At 61.4% G+C, this 16,944-nt stretch carries 16 protein-coding genes; 9 read left to right on the top strand and 7 right to left on the bottom strand.

Annotation, left to right across the window (positions count from 1 at the left end):
• Positions 1–37: 37 nt before the first annotated feature.
• The 5 genes from alaS (at position 38) to OEZ71_RS11445 (ending at position 6,113) form a co-directional block, all read left to right on the top strand.
• Positions 38–2,701: an alanine--tRNA ligase gene (gene alaS / locus OEZ71_RS11465; RefSeq protein WP_263740130.1), complete on the top strand. Its 2,664-nt coding sequence runs from the start codon at positions 38–40 to the stop codon at positions 2,699–2,701.
• Positions 2,698–2,994, top strand: a complete 297-nt coding sequence (locus OEZ71_RS11460) for a DUF1330 domain-containing protein (RefSeq protein ID WP_263740129.1) — start codon at positions 2,698–2,700, stop codon at positions 2,992–2,994. Before alaS ends, OEZ71_RS11460 begins: the two co-directional genes overlap by 4 nt.
• Positions 2,994–3,482 (top strand): MOSC domain-containing protein, encoded by a 489-nt coding sequence (locus OEZ71_RS11455; RefSeq protein ID WP_263740128.1) that lies wholly within the window; start codon positions 2,994–2,996, stop codon positions 3,480–3,482. Before OEZ71_RS11460 ends, OEZ71_RS11455 begins: the two co-directional genes overlap by 1 nt.
• Before the next feature lie 148 nt (positions 3,483–3,630).
• The gene (locus OEZ71_RS11450) at positions 3,631–4,422 is read left to right on the top strand and encodes a class II glutamine amidotransferase (RefSeq protein ID WP_263740127.1); all 792 of its coding nucleotides are present in this window, start codon (positions 3,631–3,633) and stop codon (positions 4,420–4,422) included.
• 146 nt (positions 4,423–4,568) lie between these two features.
• A complete protein-coding gene (locus tag OEZ71_RS11445) occupies positions 4,569–6,113 on the top strand; it encodes a trimethylamine methyltransferase family protein (RefSeq protein ID WP_263740126.1) in 1,545 nt (514 codons plus the stop codon).
• A 76-nt stretch (positions 6,114–6,189) separates the two neighbouring features.
• Here the strand turns inward: OEZ71_RS11445 and OEZ71_RS11440 are convergent, their stop codons facing one another.
• Positions 6,190–6,474 carry a DUF6477 family protein gene (locus tag OEZ71_RS11440; protein WP_263740125.1) on the bottom strand — a complete coding sequence of 95 codons (285 nt, stop codon included), beginning with the start codon at positions 6,472–6,474 and terminating at the stop codon, positions 6,190–6,192.
• Between the two features lie 220 nt (positions 6,475–6,694).
• Between OEZ71_RS11440 and OEZ71_RS11435 the strand changes: the two genes are divergently transcribed.
• Entirely contained in the window at positions 6,695–7,834 is a 1,140-nt protein-coding gene (locus OEZ71_RS11435; protein ID WP_263740124.1) for a DUF6456 domain-containing protein, read from the top strand.
• 55 nt (positions 7,835–7,889) lie between these two features.
• Here OEZ71_RS11435 and katG read toward each other — a convergent pair whose 3' ends face one another.
• On the bottom strand, positions 7,890–10,064 hold the full coding sequence (gene katG, locus OEZ71_RS11430; RefSeq protein WP_263740123.1) for a catalase/peroxidase HPI: 2,175 nt from the start codon (positions 10,062–10,064) through the stop codon (positions 7,890–7,892).
• A gap of 159 nt (positions 10,065–10,223) precedes the next feature.
• Here katG and OEZ71_RS11425 point away from each other — a divergent pair, with 159 nt between their 5' ends.
• Entirely contained in the window at positions 10,224–11,153 is a 930-nt protein-coding gene (locus OEZ71_RS11425; protein WP_263740122.1) for a hydrogen peroxide-inducible genes activator, read from the top strand.
• A gap of 34 nt (positions 11,154–11,187) precedes the next feature.
• On the opposite strand, the gene OEZ71_RS11420 is transcribed toward OEZ71_RS11425, so the two are convergent.
• Positions 11,188–11,670 carry an aquaporin gene (locus tag OEZ71_RS11420; protein WP_263740121.1) on the bottom strand — a complete coding sequence of 161 codons (483 nt, stop codon included), beginning with the start codon at positions 11,668–11,670 and terminating at the stop codon, positions 11,188–11,190.
• Between the two features lie 177 nt (positions 11,671–11,847).
• Here OEZ71_RS11420 and lipA point away from each other — a divergent pair, with 177 nt between their 5' ends.
• Complete coding sequence (lipA, locus tag OEZ71_RS11415) at positions 11,848–12,798, top strand: lipoyl synthase (protein WP_263740120.1); 951 nt, start codon at positions 11,848–11,850, stop codon at positions 12,796–12,798.
• A 35-nt stretch (positions 12,799–12,833) separates the two neighbouring features.
• On the opposite strand, the gene OEZ71_RS11410 is transcribed toward lipA, so the two are convergent.
• From OEZ71_RS11410 to OEZ71_RS11395, 4 genes are all read right to left on the bottom strand, one after another.
• Positions 12,834–13,739, bottom strand: coding sequence for a hypothetical protein (locus OEZ71_RS11410; RefSeq protein WP_263740119.1), 906 nt, complete (start codon positions 13,737–13,739; stop codon positions 12,834–12,836).
• Between the two features lie 150 nt (positions 13,740–13,889).
• Positions 13,890–14,090: a hypothetical protein gene (locus tag OEZ71_RS11405; RefSeq protein WP_263740118.1), complete on the bottom strand. Its 201-nt coding sequence runs from the start codon at positions 14,088–14,090 to the stop codon at positions 13,890–13,892.
• A gap of 219 nt (positions 14,091–14,309) precedes the next feature.
• Positions 14,310–15,200 carry a c-type cytochrome gene (locus tag OEZ71_RS11400; protein ID WP_263740117.1) on the bottom strand — a complete coding sequence of 297 codons (891 nt, stop codon included), beginning with the start codon at positions 15,198–15,200 and terminating at the stop codon, positions 14,310–14,312.
• A gap of 64 nt (positions 15,201–15,264) precedes the next feature.
• Positions 15,265–15,729 (bottom strand): c-type cytochrome, encoded by a 465-nt coding sequence (locus OEZ71_RS11395; RefSeq protein WP_263740116.1) that lies wholly within the window; start codon positions 15,727–15,729, stop codon positions 15,265–15,267.
• A 188-nt stretch (positions 15,730–15,917) separates the two neighbouring features.
• Here OEZ71_RS11395 and OEZ71_RS11390 point away from each other — a divergent pair, with 188 nt between their 5' ends.
• Complete coding sequence (locus OEZ71_RS11390) at positions 15,918–16,790, top strand: LysR family transcriptional regulator (protein ID WP_263740115.1); 873 nt, start codon at positions 15,918–15,920, stop codon at positions 16,788–16,790.
• Positions 16,791–16,944 lie beyond the last annotated feature (154 nt).

The following is a 16,944-nucleotide window of genomic DNA, read 5'->3' as shown; positions in this document are numbered from 1 at the left end:
CCAAGGCTGATCCCTTCCGCCCCATGAGGCCTGTCCGATGCCCAGCCTGAACGATATCCGCTCCACCTTCCTCGACTATTTTCGGCGCAACGATCACCGGATCGTCGACAGCTCGCCGCTGGTGCCCCGGAACGACCCGACCCTGATGTTCACCAACTCGGGCATGGTGCAGTTCAAGAACCTCTTCACCGGGGTAGAGACGCGGGACTATGTGCGCGCCTCGACCAGCCAGAAATGTGTGCGGGCGGGCGGCAAGCACAACGACCTCGACAATGTCGGCTATACCGCGCGGCACCATACGTTCTTTGAAATGCTGGGGAATTTCAGCTTCGGCGATTATTTCAAGAATGAGGCGATCCCCTTTGCCTGGGAGTTGCTGACCAAGGATTTCGGGCTGAACAAGGACAAACTTCTGGTCACGGTCTATCACACCGATGACGAGGCTGCGGGGATCTGGAAGAAGGTTGCGGGGATTTCCGACGACCGGATCATCCGCATTCCGACGGACGACAATTTCTGGCGCATGGGACCGACCGGCCCTTGCGGCCCCTGCACCGAGATCTTCTACGATCACGGCGACCATATCTGGGGCGGTCCTCCCGGCTCGGCCGAGGAGGACGGCGACCGTTTCATCGAGATCTGGAACCTCGTCTTCATGCAGAACGAGCAGTTCGAGGACGGCTCGATGCGCGCGCTCGACATGCAGTCGATCGATACCGGCATGGGGCTGGAGCGGATCGGCGCGCTCTTGCAGGGCAAGCACGACAACTATGACACTGACCTGATGCGCAGCCTCATCGAGGCCTCAGCCCATGGCACCTCCTCCGATCCCGACGGGCCGGGCAAGGTGCATCACCGGGTGATCGCGGACCATCTGCGGTCGACTTCGTTCCTGATTGCCGACGGGGTGATGCCCTCGAATGAAGGGCGCGGTTATGTGCTACGCCGGATCATGCGGCGCGCGATGCGGCATGCTCATCTGCTTGGTGCTCAGGACCCGCTCATGCACCGGCTGGTTCCCGCGCTGGTTCGTCAGATGGGCGCGGCCTATCCCGAACTGACCCGTGCGCAGGCACTGATCGAGGAAACGCTGAAGCTGGAAGAGACGCGGTTTAAGCAGACGCTGGACCGGGGTCTGCGGCTGCTGGACGACGAACTCGGCAAGTTGAGGGAGGGCCAGCCGCTGCCCGGTGCGGCGGCGTTCAAGCTTTATGATACCTATGGCTTTCCGCTCGACCTCACGCAGGACGCTTTGCGTGAAAAAGGCCGCACCGTCGATGTCGAGGGCTTCGACCACGCGATGCAGGAACAGAAAGCCAAGGCCCGCGCCGCCTGGGCCGGTTCAGGTGAAACCCAGGACGCGACGATCTGGTACGACCTCGCTGAAAAGCATGGGGGTACCGAGTTCCTCGGTTATGATACGGAAACTGCAGAGGGCCAGATTCTTGCTCTGGTTGCAGATGGCAAGGAATCCGGAGCAGCCGCAACGGGCACCAAGGTTCAGATCGTCGTCAATCAGACGCCGTTCTATGCCGAAAGCGGCGGTCAGGTCGGGGATAGCGGTCTGATTCGCACCGATACGGGCATGGCGACCGTGACCGATACGAAGAAATCGGCCGGTGTCTTCATCCATATCGCCGAGGTGACCGAGGGCGAGATCGCGCGTGGCCAGCCTGCGAAGCTGGAAGTAGCCCATGCCCGCCGCACCGCGATCCGCGCCAACCATTCCGCAACCCACCTTCTGCATGAGGCGCTGCGCAAGGCGCTTGGCAGTCATGTCGCGCAGCGCGGCTCACTGAATGCCGAGGACCGGCTGCGCTTCGATTTCAGCCATTCCAAGGCGCTGAGCCTAGAGGAACTTGCAGGGGTCGAAGCCGAGGTGAACACGTTCATTCGGCAGAATGCGCCCGTCGAAACCCGGATCATGACACCCGATGATGCGCGCGCCATCGGCGCGCAGGCGCTCTTCGGTGAGAAATACGGTGATGAGGTGCGCGTGGTCTCGATGGGCCATGAGGCCGGGTCGGGCAAGGGCGCGGATGGGTCAACCTATTCGCTGGAACTGTGCGGCGGCACGCATGTGAAGCGCACCGGCGATATCGGCGCCTTCGTCACACTTGGTGACAGCGCTTCGTCCGCTGGGGTGCGTCGGATCGAGGCACTGACCGGGCAGGCAGCACTCGACTATCTGCGCGCGCAGGATCTCCGGCTGGCCGAAGTGGCGCTGGCGCTTAAGGCACAGGCAGCTGATGTTCCGGCGCGGGTGAAAGCGCTGATGGACGAACGAAAGGCGCTGGCAAACGAAGTCGCGCAACTGCGCCGCGAGCTGGCGATGGGTGGCGGGGCTGCGGGTGCGGCCGCAGACCGAGAGGTCAATGGCATCAGGTTCCTGCCGCAAGTTGTCTCGGGCGTCTCGGGCAAGGACCTGCCAGCGCTGGTCGATGAACTGAAATCGCGCGTCGGCTCCGGCGCGGTGCTGGTCGTGGCCGATACCGGTGGCAAGGCGGCGGTCGCTGCGGGTGTCACCGCCGACCTGACCGCGCGGCTTTCGGCCGTCGACATCGTCAAGGCGGCGGCTGAGGCGCTTGGCGGCAAAGGGGGCGGGGGACGGCCGGACATGGCGCAGGCCGGTGGTGCGGATGCGTCTAAGGCCGACGATGCGGTCAAGGCCGCCGAGGCGGTGATCGGAGGGGTAAAATGAGCGAAGCCAAATCTGCGCTGTGGATTGCGCATGTGAAAGTGACGGACGCCGAGGCCTATGGAAAATATGCCGCCGCAGCCGGTCCGGCGATCGCCAAACATGGCGGGGTATTTCTGGCCCGTGGCGGTCGGTATGTGCAGCTTGAGGGCAATGACCGGCCGCGTAATGTCGTGGCGCGCTTTCCGTCGCTGGAGGCGGCTGTCGAGTGCTATAACAGCGCGGAATATCAGGCAGCACTTGCCCATGCGAAGGGCGCGTCAGAACGCGACCTGATGGTGGTCGAGGAAGCCTGATGGCCGCCCTTGCCCGGCTGCTGGCGACCCATGCCGGGGCAGGGCGGGTGACGTGGATCGGGGTTCGCGCCGCGCGGCTGGCTGAACTGGTCGCTGTAAAAGAAGCCGAATTGACCGAGGAGGGGCTGGTAGGCGACCATGCCCGCGCTGGCAGGCGGGCGCTTACGCTCATTCAGGCCGAGCATTTGCCGGTGATCGCGGCGCTTTGCCGACGTGATCATGTCACACCGGACCTTTTGCGCCGCAATATCGTGGTTGAGGGGATCAACCTGACGGCGCTTCGCCATTCCCGACTGGTAATTGGCGGGGTCGAGATCGCCCTTACCGGCCCGTGCCCGCCATGCTCTCGGATGGAGAAGGCATTGGGGCAAGGCGGCTACAACGCCATGCGCGGCCATGGCGGCTGGTATGCTGAAGTGATCCGGCCCGGTCGGATCAGGATTGGCGACACGGTAGTGTCGAAGGCGTCGGAGCCGCCCGCTGCGTAATGCAGCTCGACGCTGAAACCGCGACACATGAAATATGTCGATATTTGCCATCCGCCGCGCTAAATTAAGCCCAAATCAACGAGGTGCGCGCCATACTTCCGCAAAGGTGGAGGATTTCGGCAACCCGCCCGCGAGCAGAGGCAAGAATATGTGCAGATGGGCAGCCTATACCGGCACTCCGATCTTTCTTGAGGATATCGTCAGCCGCCCGGGGCATTCGCTGATCCACCAGAGTCAATGCGCGTCGGAATGCAAGTCGGCGATCAATGCCGACGGGTTTGGCCTCGCGTGGTACGGTGAACGCGAGGAGCCGGGGCTCTTCCGCGACATCCTTCCTGCATGGTCGGACCCGAACCTGCGCTCACTGACCGCTCAGGTGAAGTCGCATCTTTTCCTCGCCCATGTCCGCGCCTCGACCGGAACGGCGACCAGCCGCAACAATTGCCATCCCTTCGCGGTCGGGCGCTGGTCATTCATGCATAACGGCCAGATCGGTGGTTATGATGGCCTTCGCCGCGACGCCGAGATGCTGATCCCCGATCACCTTTATGCGCACCGGAAAGGCGCAACGGACAGCGAGGCCTTGTTCCTCATCGCGCTAGGAGAAGGGCTGGATGATGATGCCAAGGGGGCACTGGAACGTGCGACGGGTCGGCTGGAGGCTCTTTCGCGTGAGAAAGGAACCGGCCCGCATGTCCGCATGACCGTGGCTTTTTCTGACGGAAAACGGCTTTACGCCGCGCGCTATGCGACCGACGACAAGGCACCCACGCTCTACCATCGCTGGTCCGAAACCCGGATCGGCCGCGCGGTTGTGTCCGAACCGCTGGAGACCGGTGAATGCTGGGAAGCAGTGCCACCCGGCAGCTTCTGTACCTTTGACGGCGAGGCTGTGACGGTGGAACCCTTCGCGCCCGACTGTTTGGCCCGCGCCGCCTGACCGTCAGGGCGCGACCTCTGGTCCGATTGTCGCTTACGGTACCGTCAAATGTCGTTTTCGCCCGCGAAACGACGCATCCCGCGTTCGTGAAAAGGGCAATCCGAGTACAAGGTGGCCGAAACCGACTTGTCAGGAGACTCGAGGACATGAGTGAAGTTGCGGAAGGCCGGCGGGCACGGGGTGGCGGCGGTGCTGCGCGGCGGGCGGAACGGACGGCTGTGCGTATTGAATGCGCGAAGTTCATCGAACGCAACATCCCGAACCTCGAGATTCTAAACGACGAGGCGCTGGAGATCATCGAGGCCAATGCCGAAACGATTCTCGAAGAGGTCGGCGTCAACTTCGTCGAAAACCCCGAAGCGCTGAAGCGCTGGAAGGATGCTGGCGCCGACGTCACCGGCGAACGCGTCCGCATCCCGAAGGGTCTTGCCCGTCAGCTCTGCAAAACCGCGCCTTCGTCTTATGTCCAGCACGCCCGGAACCCTGAGCGTAACGTCACCGTCGGTGGCAAGGGGCTTGTTCTCGCGCCGGTCTATGGCCCTCCCTTCGTGCGCGATGCCGATGGCGGCCGCCGCTATGCGACGCTCGACGACTTCCAGAAGTTCGTGAAGCTCGGCTACATGTCGAAGTGGTTGCACCATTCGGGCGGCACGGTTTGCGAGCCGACCGATGTGCCGGTGAACAAGCGCCACCTCGACATGCTGCTCGCGCACATGACTCTCAGCGACAAGCCCTATATGGGTTCGGTGACGGAGCCGGTCCGGGCCGAGGATTCGGTCGAGATGTCGAAGATCCTCTTTGGGTCCGACTTTGTCGACCAGAACACGGTCATGACCTCGCTCATCAACATCAACTCGCCGATGACCTTTGACGGGATCATGATGGGCGCGCTTGAGGTCTATGCGAAGGCCAATCAGGCCGCGATCATCTCGCCCTTCATTGTCGGCGGCGCAATGGCGCCGGTGACGGTCGCGGGCACGCTGACGCAGGTCATGGCCGAGGTTCTGGCTGGCGTCGCCTACAGCCAGCTCATCCGTCAGGGCGCGCCGGTGATCTTCGGTGCTTTCGTGACCTCGATCGACATGAACTCGGGTGCGCCGACTTTTGGCACGCCGGAAGCAGCGCATATCACCTATGGCGCCGGCCAGCTTGCCCGCCGCATGGGGCTGCCCTACCGCTCGGCCGGGTCGTTCTGCGGTTCTAAGCTTCCGGACGCCCAGGCGGCCTACGAGACGTCGAACTCGCTCAACATGGGTCTGCTGGCCGGTGTGAACTTCATGCTTCATTCCTGCGGCTGGTTGGAGGGCGGTCTTGTTTCGTCCTTCGAGAAGTTTGTCATGGATGCGGATCAGCTTGGCGTGCTGCATCATATTGCCAAAGGCATCGATATGTCCGAGACCGGGCAGGCAATGGATGCAATCCGTGAAGTTGGCCCGGGCGGTCACTATCTGGGCTGCGCCCATACGCAGGCGAATTTCAAGCAAGCCTTCTGGCGGACCGAACTTCTGGATTACAAGCCGTTCGAAACCTGGGACGAAGAAGGCGCGCGCGACACGGTCGCGCTCGCCAAGGCGCGCGTCACGAAGCTTCTTAACGACTACCAGAAGCCTGCAATCGATCCCGCGATCGAAGAGGCGCTGAACGAATACGTGGCGAAGAAAAAGGCCTCGATGCCCGACGCCTTCATGTGATCGGCGCAAACCGGTATCGAAAGACACAGGGCCGCCCCGGATCGGGCGGCCCTTTTAATTGGCGGACAGGTCCTAGTTACGCACAGGACCTGAGCAGGCGGACCTCGGCCATCATCGCAATCAGAACCTCGATGTGGCGGATAAAGGAATAGCTCGCGTCACCTTCCAGTCGCGTCGCCTCGATCCGCTCTTCCTCCTCCATCAATATGGGCAAAGCCCTGTCCGGGGTCGGGGCTGTGCTGGCCCGCATAAGCCGCTTCAGGTCACGGTTCCGGTTGTATTCGGCCAACCCAGCCCGCGCAGCACGGATCAAAAGACGGGGGCGGTGCAGTTCCTGAACCATAGACAGAAGATCGGACATCTGTTTCCTCCATGTTGAAGACAACCGGAGAATGAAACAGGAAATCCCGGTGTTGCGGATTGTCGCCGGGCAGCGTCCGTATCTTTCAGAGAAATTTATTATTTATCAACAATTCTCGGGATCGTGCTCGGCTTTAACGATCAGGTAACGAAAGCAACCGTCGGTTGAATTTATTGTGGTTAATGCAGCGTAAATAGCTGTAGGAAATTCGGGGGATTGAATGACGGTTATGGCCCAACCGCCAGCAGCATTGCCTGGCTGGCTGCCAGAAAATGCGCGTCTTTACCTGCGCCATGTCGAAGAGGGGCTGTCGCTCCGCGCACTTGCGCGGTTCGAGGGTTGCCATGCCTCGACTGTGCTCAGAAAAGTCCGGGCGTTCGAAAACCGCCGCGACGATCCGCTGATTGATGAGGCACTGAACCGGTTTGGGCGGCTCTATGTCCCGCCCAGCTGGTCCGAACGGGCACGAAAGACGGAAACAGCATGTCAAAAACAGGAAGGAGCCTGCCATATGAGTGCACCGGTCCGGTCGACCCAGTGTCACGTCCCCGATGAAGCTGCATTGCATCGGGAAGCCCGCCGTATCCTACGGAGGTTATGTGAAATCGGCGCCGTTCTGGCGGTTTCGACCGAGATGGAAAAGGCGGTGGTGCTGAAAGGTACTGTCAGGACGGGCGTGGTGGACCGGACTGTCGCACAGGCATTTGCCCTGAACGATTGGATCGCCGTGCAAAAAACCGGCCGGGTGACGACCTACGAGATCACCGGGGCAGGGCGCGCGATGCTGAAACGGTTGCTCGCGCAGGATCAGGCGACGCGCAATCCCGGTTTCGCCGAAGCGCAAAGCCCTTTTGCGGAACAACACCGCGACTGGGAAGAACGCAACGTCGCCGATCCGGGGGCCGAGAACCAACGACGTGTCCGCTACAACCTCGCCGAAAGCCCGCTGACGGTGCTGGCGCGCCGCAAGGAAAAGGACGGCAATCCCTTTCTCAGCCCGGAACTGGTCGCGGCGGGTGAAAGACTGCGCGAAGATTTTGAACTCGCGCAGATGGGACCGAGGGTCGCCCAGAACTGGGATAGGTTTCTGACGGCGGGTGACAGGGGCGCCTTCTCGGGCGGTGTTGGAGGCGGCTCGGGTCAGGCGCGGGATCGGGTGGCCGCAGCCCTGCGCGACCTTGGCCCGGGGCTTGGCGATATGGTTCTGCGCTGCTGCTGTTTTCTTGAAGGGCTGGAGGCGGCGGAAAAGCGGATGGGCTGGTCGGCCCGATCTGGCAAGATCGTCCTGCGCATCGCGCTTCAACGGCTCAAGCGCCACTATGACGAAACCTATGGTGGGCAATCTCCGATGATCGGTTGAAAAGAAAAGCGCCCCGGTATCCGGGGCGCTTTCCTTGTGTCAGATGGCCCGCCGATCAGTTCAGATCGAACCGGTCGGCATTCATCACCTTGGTCCAGGCCTTGACGAAGTCGCCGACAAACGCCCCTTCGTTGTCATCCTGAGCGTAGACTTCGGCGATGGCGCGAAGCTGCGAGTTCGATCCGAAGACCAGATCGGCACGGGTGCCGGTCCACTTCACCGCGCCGGAGGCAAGATCGCGGCCTTCGTATACGCCGTCACCGGCGGCGCTCCACTTTGTACCCATGTCGAGAAGGTTGACGAAGAAGTCGTTCGTCAGCTTGCCCGCACGATCGGTCAGGACGCCATGCTTGCTGCCGCCGCTATTGGCGCCAAGGACCCGTAGGCCGCCGACCAGAACCGCCATTTCTGGAGCGGTCAGCGTCAGAAGCTGGGCACGGTCGATCAGCATCTGTTCGGCCGGGACGGTGTATTTGCCCTGCATGTAGTTGCGGAACCCGTCTGCTTTCGGTTCGAGCACATCGAAGGACTCGACATCGGTCTGCTCCTGCGATGCGTCCGTCCGCCCGGGGGTGAACGGAACCTCGACGTTGTGACCCGCCGCTTTCGCAGCCTGCTCCACGGCGGCGGCGCCTGCCAGCACGATCAGGTCGGCAAGCGAGATCTTGCGGCCACCCGAGGCAGATCCGTTAAACGCCGAACGGATACCTTCCAGAACACCAATGACCTTGGCGAGTTGTGCAGGGTCGTTGACGTCCCAGTCCTTCTGCGGTGCAAGACGGATACGGGCACCGTTGGCGCCACCACGCTTGTCCGAACCCCGGAAGGTGGAGGCCGAGGCCCATGCCGTCGCGACCAGTTCCGACACCGAAAGGCCTGAGCCAAGAACCTTCGCCTTGAGATCAGCGATATCGGAGGCGTTGACCAGCGGGTGGTCGACCGCCGGAACCGGGTCCTGCCAGATCAGGTCTTCGGCCGGAACCTCCTTGCCAAGATAAAGCGCCTTCGGCCCCATGTCGCGGTGGGTCAGCTTGAACCAGGCGCGGGCGAAGGCGTCGGCGAATTCGTCGGGATTGGCGAGGAACCGGCGCGAGATTTTTTCGTAGGCCGGGTCCAGGCGCAGCGACATGTCGGCCGTCGTCATCATCGGACGGTGCTTCTTGGACGGGTCATGGGCGTCAACGACCATGTCCTCTTCGGCCACGTCCTTAGCGAGCCAGATATTGGCGCCGGCCGGGCTCTTCGTCAGTTCCCACTCATATTTGAAGAGAACCTTGAAATATCCCATGTCCCACTTGGTCGGATTGGGTTTCCACGCCCCCTCGATGCCGCTGGTGATCGTGTCATAGCCCTTGCCTGAGCCATGCGATGACAGCCAGCCAAAGCCCATCGCCTCGATCGGGGCGGCTTCAGGTTCGGGTCCGACGGCATCGGCCGGACCGTTGCCATGAGCCTTGCCGAAGGTGTGACCACCCGCGACGAGCGCCACGGTTTCCTCGTCGTTCATCGCCATGCGGCCAAAGGTTTCGCGGACGTCGTGACCCGAAGCGACCGGGTCGGGATTGCCGTTCGGCCCTTCCGGGTTCACGTAAATCAGGCCCATCTGAACGGCGGCCAGCGGGTTTTCGAGGTCGCGCTCACCGGAATACCGCTTGTCGCCAAGCCAGGTGTCCTCGTTGCCCCAATAGATATCCTCTTCCGGCTCCCAGATATCGGCCCGGCCGCCGCCGAAACCGAAAGTCTTGAATCCCATGGATTCGAGCGCGCAGTTTCCGGCGAGGATCATCAGGTCGGCCCAGGAAATCTTGTTGCCGTACTTCTTCTTGACCGGCCAGAGCAGGCGCCGGGCCTTGTCGAGGTTGCCGTTATCCGGCCAGCTGTTGAGGGGCGCGAAACGCTGCGCGCCGGTGCCGCCGCCGCCACGTCCGTCGCCGGTACGATAGGTCCCGGCACTGTGCCAGGCCATACGGATAAAAAGCGGCCCGTAATGGCCGTAATCTGCGGGCCACCAGTCCTGACTCTCGGTCATCAGGGCGTAGAGGTCCTGCTTCAATGCGTCGAGGTCGAGCGACTTGAAGGCCTCGGCATAGTCAAAATCGGCCCCCATCGGATTCGACTTCGCGGAATGCTGATGAAGGATCTTCAGGTTAAGCTGGTTCGGCCACCAGTCTTTGTTCGATCTACCGCCCGCAACGGTGTGATGCACCGGGCATTTGATGTCGCCGTCCATGTGTCCTCCAATGGGTTTGATGTTTGATCCCGAAGGCGGTCGAAGCCCGGATTTGGGCCCTGTGCCTTTCCGACGGGATCGGGATTTGCAGCGTGACTATGGGCTGTGTTTGTAATAATTAAAAATCGGAATTTCTTCGTGTTGCAATAAGGATTTCTTATGTCGATTACATTGCGGCAACTGAGCTACTTCCTCGCACTTGCCGACGCGCGCAGTTTTGGTGGCGCGGCCGAAAAGGTCCACATTTCGCAACCTGCATTGTCTATGCAGATTAGAGAGTTAGAGGCCGCACTTAATGTTGCGCTCGTTGAGCGACTTCCAAGGGGTCTGCATCTGACGCGCGAAGGGCGGGAGTTGGAAACTCGGGCGCGGCGGATTTTGGCCGAAATCAGTGAGCTGGAGGCCGCAGCGCGGCGGAAGGCCCTGACCGGGCGGCTCAACCTCGGCGTCATTCCGACCGTTGCCCCGTATCTGTTGCCGCGCGCCTTGCCAAACCTTCGTGCCGACGACCTGACCCGTGATCTCAGAATTCGCGAGGCCCGCACCGATGACCTGATGGCCGACCTGCATTCCGGGCGGCTGGATGCCGTGGTGGTGGCGGATTTAGCCTATGGTTCTGACCTGTCGGCGACGTCCCTGTTCGAGGACAGATTCCTGCTTGCGGGCAGTGAACGTCGGATATCAGCGGCCTCTGCCGGTATGGAAGCGCTAAGACCGGCCACGCTCGATCCGGATCAATTGCTTCTGCTGGATGAAGGCCACTGCCTTGCTGATCAGGCGCTGGAAGTCTGCGGCCTCGACCGCAAGCGTCTGCGTCTCGACCTTGGGGCCGCCTCGCTGTCGACGCTTTGCGGGCTTGTGGGGCAGGGGGTCGGGCTGACCTTTCTGCCAGAAATCGCGGTCGCGACAGAATCGGCTGCCGTGCCGGGTATCGCCTTGCGTCGCTTTGCGGAACCTGAACCCTCAAGGCGCATCGTCCTGGTGCGCCGCGTGACCAGCGATGGCGAAGGCTGGTTCGCCCGGCTTGCGGAAATTCTGGCAGAAGCAGGCGCGGCATTGATGAATGCCGCGCGCAGAGCGGGAGTTTAGCAACCCCGACGATCCTATTGTACCTGTGCGCTCGTCACGCCCAGACTGTGGGCAAAACCGGCCAGAATACCCCCAAGAAGCGGTGAATGCCCGCCAGTGTCAGACAGATTGCCAACCCGGCGAGGGTGGTGGGCGCGCCGTTCTGCGTCACACCCAGAATGACGGTGATAAAGCGGAAAGTCGCGACCGTTTCGAACAGGAACGCGGCGCCCATCGAATACTCACCCAGGTATCCCGCACCATAGTCGTTCTGGCCCAGACCATTCGTGGCCAGCGAATAGTCGGCCCGACCGGACGCGATGATCAGGATCACAGCTGCGGCCAGCGTTGCCCCGGCGACCTGAGCGATGGAGTAGATCGCCGCATCGTGACCACTCATGCGTCCGGCGGCCATCATACCAAAGGACACTGCCGGGTTCAGATGAGCGCTCGAAATCGGCCCGATCCCGTAGGCGGCGGCGACAATCGACAGGCCAAATGCCAGCGATATCCCGAGCGTCCCGACATGTTCGCCCATCAGAACCGCCGATCCACCGCCGAAAATACCAGGATGAACGTACCGACTACCTCGGCGACGAGTGTAGAAGCCAAGTATCCTCCAATTGCGCACAAACCAGCCATGCGCGCAGTTTCATTGTGTTTCACTGAAAAAAGGCATATCTCCGACACGACCGCCAGTTAGGGGGAATAATTCGTGCGCGACCTCAGAATTCCGGACCAGCGTCATCCTGAAAAAGCCCACCGGGCGGATCAGGCGCAGCCGAAAAAGCCCGACTGGATCAGGGTCAAGGCCCCGACCTCTGCTGGTTACAAGCAGACGCGAGATATCCTGCGCACGAACAAGCTCGTGACGGTCTGCGAAGAGGCCGGCTGCCCGAATGTCGGCGAATGCTGGTCGGCCGGTCACGCGACCATGATGATCATGGGTGAGATCTGCACACGCGGCTGTTCGTTCTGCAACATCGCCACGGGCCGCCCCGATGCGCTTGACGTGTTCGAACCGGGCCGGGTTGCCCATGCGGTTGAGACGCTGGGCCTGAACCATGTCGTCATCACCTCGGTCGACCGCGACGATCTGGAAGATGGCGGGGCTGAGCATTTTGCCCAGACGATCAGGGCGGTGCGGCATCGTTCGCCGGAAACGACAATCGAGATCCTGACCCCGGACTTTCTCAAGTGTCGCCCTGAAGCACTTGAAAAGGTTGTCGAAGCCCGACCGGACGTCTTCAACCACAACCTGGAAACCGTGCCCGGTCTTTACCCTTCGGTCCGACCCGGCGCGCGGTATTTCCACTCGCTCCGGCTTTTGCAGCGGGTGAAGGATCTGGACCCGGCAATGTTCACCAAGTCCGGCATCATGGTGGGGCTGGGCGAGAATGCGCAGGAGGTGCGTCAGGTGATGGACGACATGCGCGCCGCAGATATCGACTTTCTGACCATCGGTCAGTATCTGCAACCGACGCCGAAGCACCACCGAGTTGACCGGTTCGTGACGCCTGAGGAATTCAAGGGCTATGAGAAGGCCGCTTATGGCAAGGGCTTCCTGATGGTGTCTGCCACGCCGCTGACCCGGTCATCCTATCATGCTGGCGACGACTTCGCGCGGCTGCGCGCGGCGCGGTTGGAGCGTCTTGGCCGGGCGTGAACAAAGGGCGGGCTGATGACCCGCCCCATTCAGATTCAGAACTTGTAGCCGAGCGACAGGTCCCAGACAGCATCGATGCCGCTGCTGTCGGCGACACCCGCCTGCACATAGGCCGAGTTCCAGAACGCGTATGTGCCACTCAGACCATAAAGCGCGTCGGTACCGTCGATGTCGAGGACGGTTGCCGAAATGTCGAGCTTCTGAACCGGCCGGTAGGTCGCCCAGGCCATGAACGCATCGGGAATGACATTGCTGCCGATCGTGTAGCCAATCCCCGCCTCGTAGAGGTCCGTGCTCGCACCGATTTCGGCATGCACGGCCGATTGTGACGAGGTGCCCTGCGGTTTCACGATTTCCACCGAGCCGTTGGTGAAGAACTTGCCCATCTCAAAGCTGGCGGCCAAGTCAAAGACGGTCGCCTCCGAGTCGGACAGGCGGTGATACGATGTCGCCGCTTTGATCGCGCCGTAATCCGCGTCATACCGCAGACCAACCGGGACGTCGTCATTCGTCAAGTACATCAATTCGACGACCCCGCCGGTGAACGCGTCCTGTTGGAGCGACACCAGTTTTATGCCGCCGAGGTCCGGCATGCGGCTGAACGCACTCGCTGCGTTGCGCGGCACACCGAAGCTGAACTTGCCATAGCTGGTCGTGTAGGTGGCCGCCGCGAAAATCGCCGATTCGGAGCCAATTCCATCGCTGTCGATTGCGAGAACGCCGAGATCAAAGCCGAGCCCGCCCGCACCGGCGGCGGGGCCGAAGCTCAGATCAATGTCACCGAAGAGGAACGTTTCGTCGGACCCGTCACTGTGAAGGACCTCAACTTCAATTTCACCGGTGACATTGATATTCGGAGCGGATTGCGCAGCAACAGAGGAAGGCACCGCCACCGCAAGAACAAGCCCGGCGAAAGCTTTGGAAAGTTGATCTGCATTCATGATATTAGCCCCCGGTAAATTACTACTTGCCGCAGCCATTCGCCGGTTCTCGAGGCAGCCACAAGTGTTCCTTACCATGAGGTGCCAGTTATTTGGTCGCTGTAGCCCGAACTGCACAGTTCCAGACGGAGTTAGTGGTGGATATCCGTTTCAGAAGTTGAACCCGATCGACAGGTTAAGGCGCGGGCCCGCTGCGCTGCCGCCCTTGAGATTGGCCTCGGTTGATACCCTGTCACTCAACAGAAAACCGATTCCGCTGCTGATGGCATCGGGAATCAGGTCTCCCGGCTCCGGCAACCGGATACGCGGTTCAGGTTGCGGATGCGGCTGGCCATAGAGGTCATCGGTCAACTGCAACCTCGCAACCGGAGGCGCAGTGGGTTGGGTGATCGGGTCTGCGTTGCAGGGCGCAGTAACCGTAAGGGGGACGAGGAGGGGAACGAGGCAGTACGAAGCGGTTTTCATGGCAGTGTCCCGCGATACCGGCCGCCGGATACCGCCCCCGCCGGTACCATTGGCTCATAGGACGATCATGAGCCTGAATGGGTTAACGGATCGTGAATTAGCAGGTCATTCCGACGCGGGAACACGCTTCAGATATGCGGCGATGGCGGCCCGGTCTGCTTCGGGCAGGCGGGCAGTGTTTTCCACCACCAAAGCCATGTGGCCGCCGACGCTGTCAAAATCCGGTGTGAATCCCGAGGTGAGATATTCGACGATATCGGCCTTTGACCAGTCCAGCTTTGCAGGAGTGATATTGGGGAAGTTTCCACGCCCCGCAGGGACTGGCCCGCCTGCGAGCCAGCGCGCGCTCTCCATTCCGCCCAGCGCATTTCTCGGCGTATGGCATTCACCGCAATGGCCGAGCGCCTCCGCCAGATAGCGGCCGCGCTGTTCTTCCTCGGTCAAGTCGCCATCGACGACCCAGCCATCCTTCAGGAACAGGAGCTTCCAGCCACCAAGGCTGAGGCGGATATTGAAGGGAAACCCCACCTCATGCGCGCCGCTCGGGGTCGGATCGGCGGGCAGGGTGGCGAGAAAGGCGCGCAGGTCGACCACATCCTGCAGATCGGCCTTCGCATAACTCGCATAGGGAAAGACCGGGTAGTAGTGCTGCCCTTCGGGCGACACGCCACGGATCATTGCATTGGCCAGATCCAGCTCGTTCCATGCGCCGATCCCGGCGATAGGGTCGTTCGAGATATTCGGTGCGATGAAGGTGCCGAAGGGAGAGGGAAAGCTCTGCCCCCCTTTCAGGACAAGCTTGTCATCGCCCGTCGCCTTCGCATCGGCATGGCACGAGGCGCATCCACCCGCCCAGAACACCAGTTCACCGCGCCCGGCATCGCCAGTGAGCCTGGAAAGCGTGTCGGCGGGAAGTGTCCTTGGCCGGACGACCAGATAGGTGACACCCAGCCCGACGATCGCGACCACGAGAAAAAGGCGAAGGATGCGGCGCATGATGTTCCTTGAAAAGGGGGCGGGAATCCCGCCCCCTGAGGTCTTTTCCTGTAGAAATACCCTATCAGTTCGCGGGCGCGCGATAGTCCTTGTGACAGGCGACGCAGGTCTCGCCCAGCGGACCCATCGCCGCCTGCAGGCTGGCCAAATCTACGCCTGCCGCGGCCTGCATGGCCATCGCCGCCTCGGCAAAGGCCTTGCCCTTAGCACCGATATCCGACCCTTCGGCCCAGATCGAAGCCATGGCACGGGATTCGATGTTGGAGTCACTGTCCGATCCCTGCGGCCAAAGCATGGACTGGTCGAGCATCGCAGACGCGACGACATTGTCCGCTGCCTTCTGCGCCGCTTCAGCATTGTACTCGACCTCGCCCTTGGCCATCTGGCCGAGTGTTATCAACTGCAACTGGCGATAATCCATCACGCCTTTGCGCGCGCCGATCTGCAGCGCAAAAGGTGAATCCTGAGCGGAAGCAACTCCGGTGATGGCAATGGTGGCGAGCGCCAGACCGGCAAGAATCTTCTTCATCAAACAACTCCCTGTTGAGGATTTGGGTAGAGTACATGTGCCTATTTTCATTACCATCCGCAAATCCTGCATGGTATACGTGAGAAATTGCACAAGTGGGGGATTTCCCCCGATTTTGGGCGCAGAAGCTATGGTACCTGAGCCCAAAGCGCGATTTGGACCGATAACAATGGCGTGAGGATCGCGGCATGAGGGAGAATTGGGACGATTTACGGTTTGTCCTCGCGGTCGCGGAAGAAGGATCCGTCAATGCGGCGGCACGGCGTTTAGGCGTGAATCACGCGACAGTGCTCAGGCGTATCGCAGCCTATGAGGAGGCGTCCGGCGTAGAGATATTTGACAAGACAGCGCGGGGATATGTGGTCACCAGCGCGCATAAAAGGGTGATCGAAGCCGCGCGCGAGGTTGACCGGGCCGTGCAATCGGTCGCCCGCTCGCTTGAGGGTGTGCGTGCGCCATTGACCGGTGATGTGCGCGTCACCTCCACCGACACGTTTTGCCAGTACGTGCTGCCGCCGGTTGTCTCCGAACTGCGCAAGACATCGCCGGAACTGCGGATCGAACTCCTTTGCACAAACACGCACCTCGATCTGGCGCGGACCCATGCGGATATCACCGTGCGCCCGACCGACAAGCTTGCCGACGATCTGATTGGTGAGATCGGGGCAAAGCTGGGATTCGGTGTTTTTCGTCGGAGGGACTGTGGAACCGCGGATTGGTTGAGTATTTGCGGCCCACTTTCACGCTCGCTCATTGGGCGCTGGATGGCGGATAAACTGGACTCGGCCAGCATTGTCGCTTGTGCCGACAGTTTTCCGGTCCTTCGGGAAATGGCGGCGGCAGGGCAGGGCATGACACCACTGCCGTATTTCCTCGGTCATGAGGATGCCCGGTTAGAGGAAGTGACCGGCCTTATCCCCGATATCAGCGTCGACGTCTGGGTGGCGAGCCACGCTGATCTGGCTGATGTTCCGCGTATCGCGGAAACCCGCAAGGCGCTCGTTGCGGCGTTGGGACGGATGGCGGAAAGGTTGCGGGGCGCGCCTATGGCAGCGGCTTGATCTTCAGCTTGCTGTCACCGGATGACAATCCGAGCCCCTCAGGTATGAGGCTGGCCCGTTCCAAACCCACCAGCGCCAGACACACCGCAATGACACCCAGGACCAATACGACGCGCCGGGTGGAGGGTGGGTTGCGCGCCCACTTGGTCATGCG

This window comes from Albidovulum litorale (assembly GCF_025751495.1).
GTDB classification, from domain to species: Bacteria; Pseudomonadota; Alphaproteobacteria; order Rhodobacterales; family Rhodobacteraceae; genus Albidovulum; species Albidovulum litorale.
This window is presented reverse-complemented; position numbering and strand designations above follow the sequence as displayed.

Bases quoted from the DNA above. Each gene is read 5' to 3' on its own strand.
- OEZ71_RS11460 (WP_263740129.1), top strand. From the start codon at position 2,698: ATGAGCGAAGCCAAATCTGCGCTGTGGATTGCGCATGTGAAAGTGACG.
- OEZ71_RS11395 (WP_263740116.1), bottom strand. From the start codon at position 15,729: ATGAAGAAGATTCTTGCCGGTCTGGCGCTCGCCACCATTGCCATCACC.
- OEZ71_RS11420 (WP_263740121.1), bottom strand. From the start codon at position 11,670: ATGGGCGAACATGTCGGGACGCTCGGGATATCGCTGGCATTTGGCCTG.
- OEZ71_RS11435 (WP_263740124.1), top strand. From the start codon at position 6,695: ATGACGGTTATGGCCCAACCGCCAGCAGCATTGCCTGGCTGGCTGCCA.
- OEZ71_RS11400 (WP_263740117.1), bottom strand. From the start codon at position 15,200: ATGCGCCGCATCCTTCGCCTTTTTCTCGTGGTCGCGATCGTCGGGCTG.
- OEZ71_RS11410 (WP_263740119.1), bottom strand. From the start codon at position 13,739: ATGAATGCAGATCAACTTTCCAAAGCTTTCGCCGGGCTTGTTCTTGCG.
- OEZ71_RS11455 (WP_263740128.1), top strand. From the start codon at position 2,994: ATGGCCGCCCTTGCCCGGCTGCTGGCGACCCATGCCGGGGCAGGGCGG.
- OEZ71_RS11440 (WP_263740125.1), bottom strand. From the start codon at position 6,474: ATGTCCGATCTTCTGTCTATGGTTCAGGAACTGCACCGCCCCCGTCTT.
- OEZ71_RS11390 (WP_263740115.1), top strand. From the start codon at position 15,918: ATGAGGGAGAATTGGGACGATTTACGGTTTGTCCTCGCGGTCGCGGAA.
- OEZ71_RS11450 (WP_263740127.1), top strand. From the start codon at position 3,631: ATGTGCAGATGGGCAGCCTATACCGGCACTCCGATCTTTCTTGAGGAT.
- alaS (WP_263740130.1), top strand. From the start codon at position 38: ATGCCCAGCCTGAACGATATCCGCTCCACCTTCCTCGACTATTTTCGG.
- OEZ71_RS11445 (WP_263740126.1), top strand. From the start codon at position 4,569: ATGAGTGAAGTTGCGGAAGGCCGGCGGGCACGGGGTGGCGGCGGTGCT.
- OEZ71_RS11425 (WP_263740122.1), top strand. From the start codon at position 10,224: ATGTCGATTACATTGCGGCAACTGAGCTACTTCCTCGCACTTGCCGAC.
- katG (WP_263740123.1), bottom strand. From the start codon at position 10,064: ATGGACGGCGACATCAAATGCCCGGTGCATCACACCGTTGCGGGCGGT.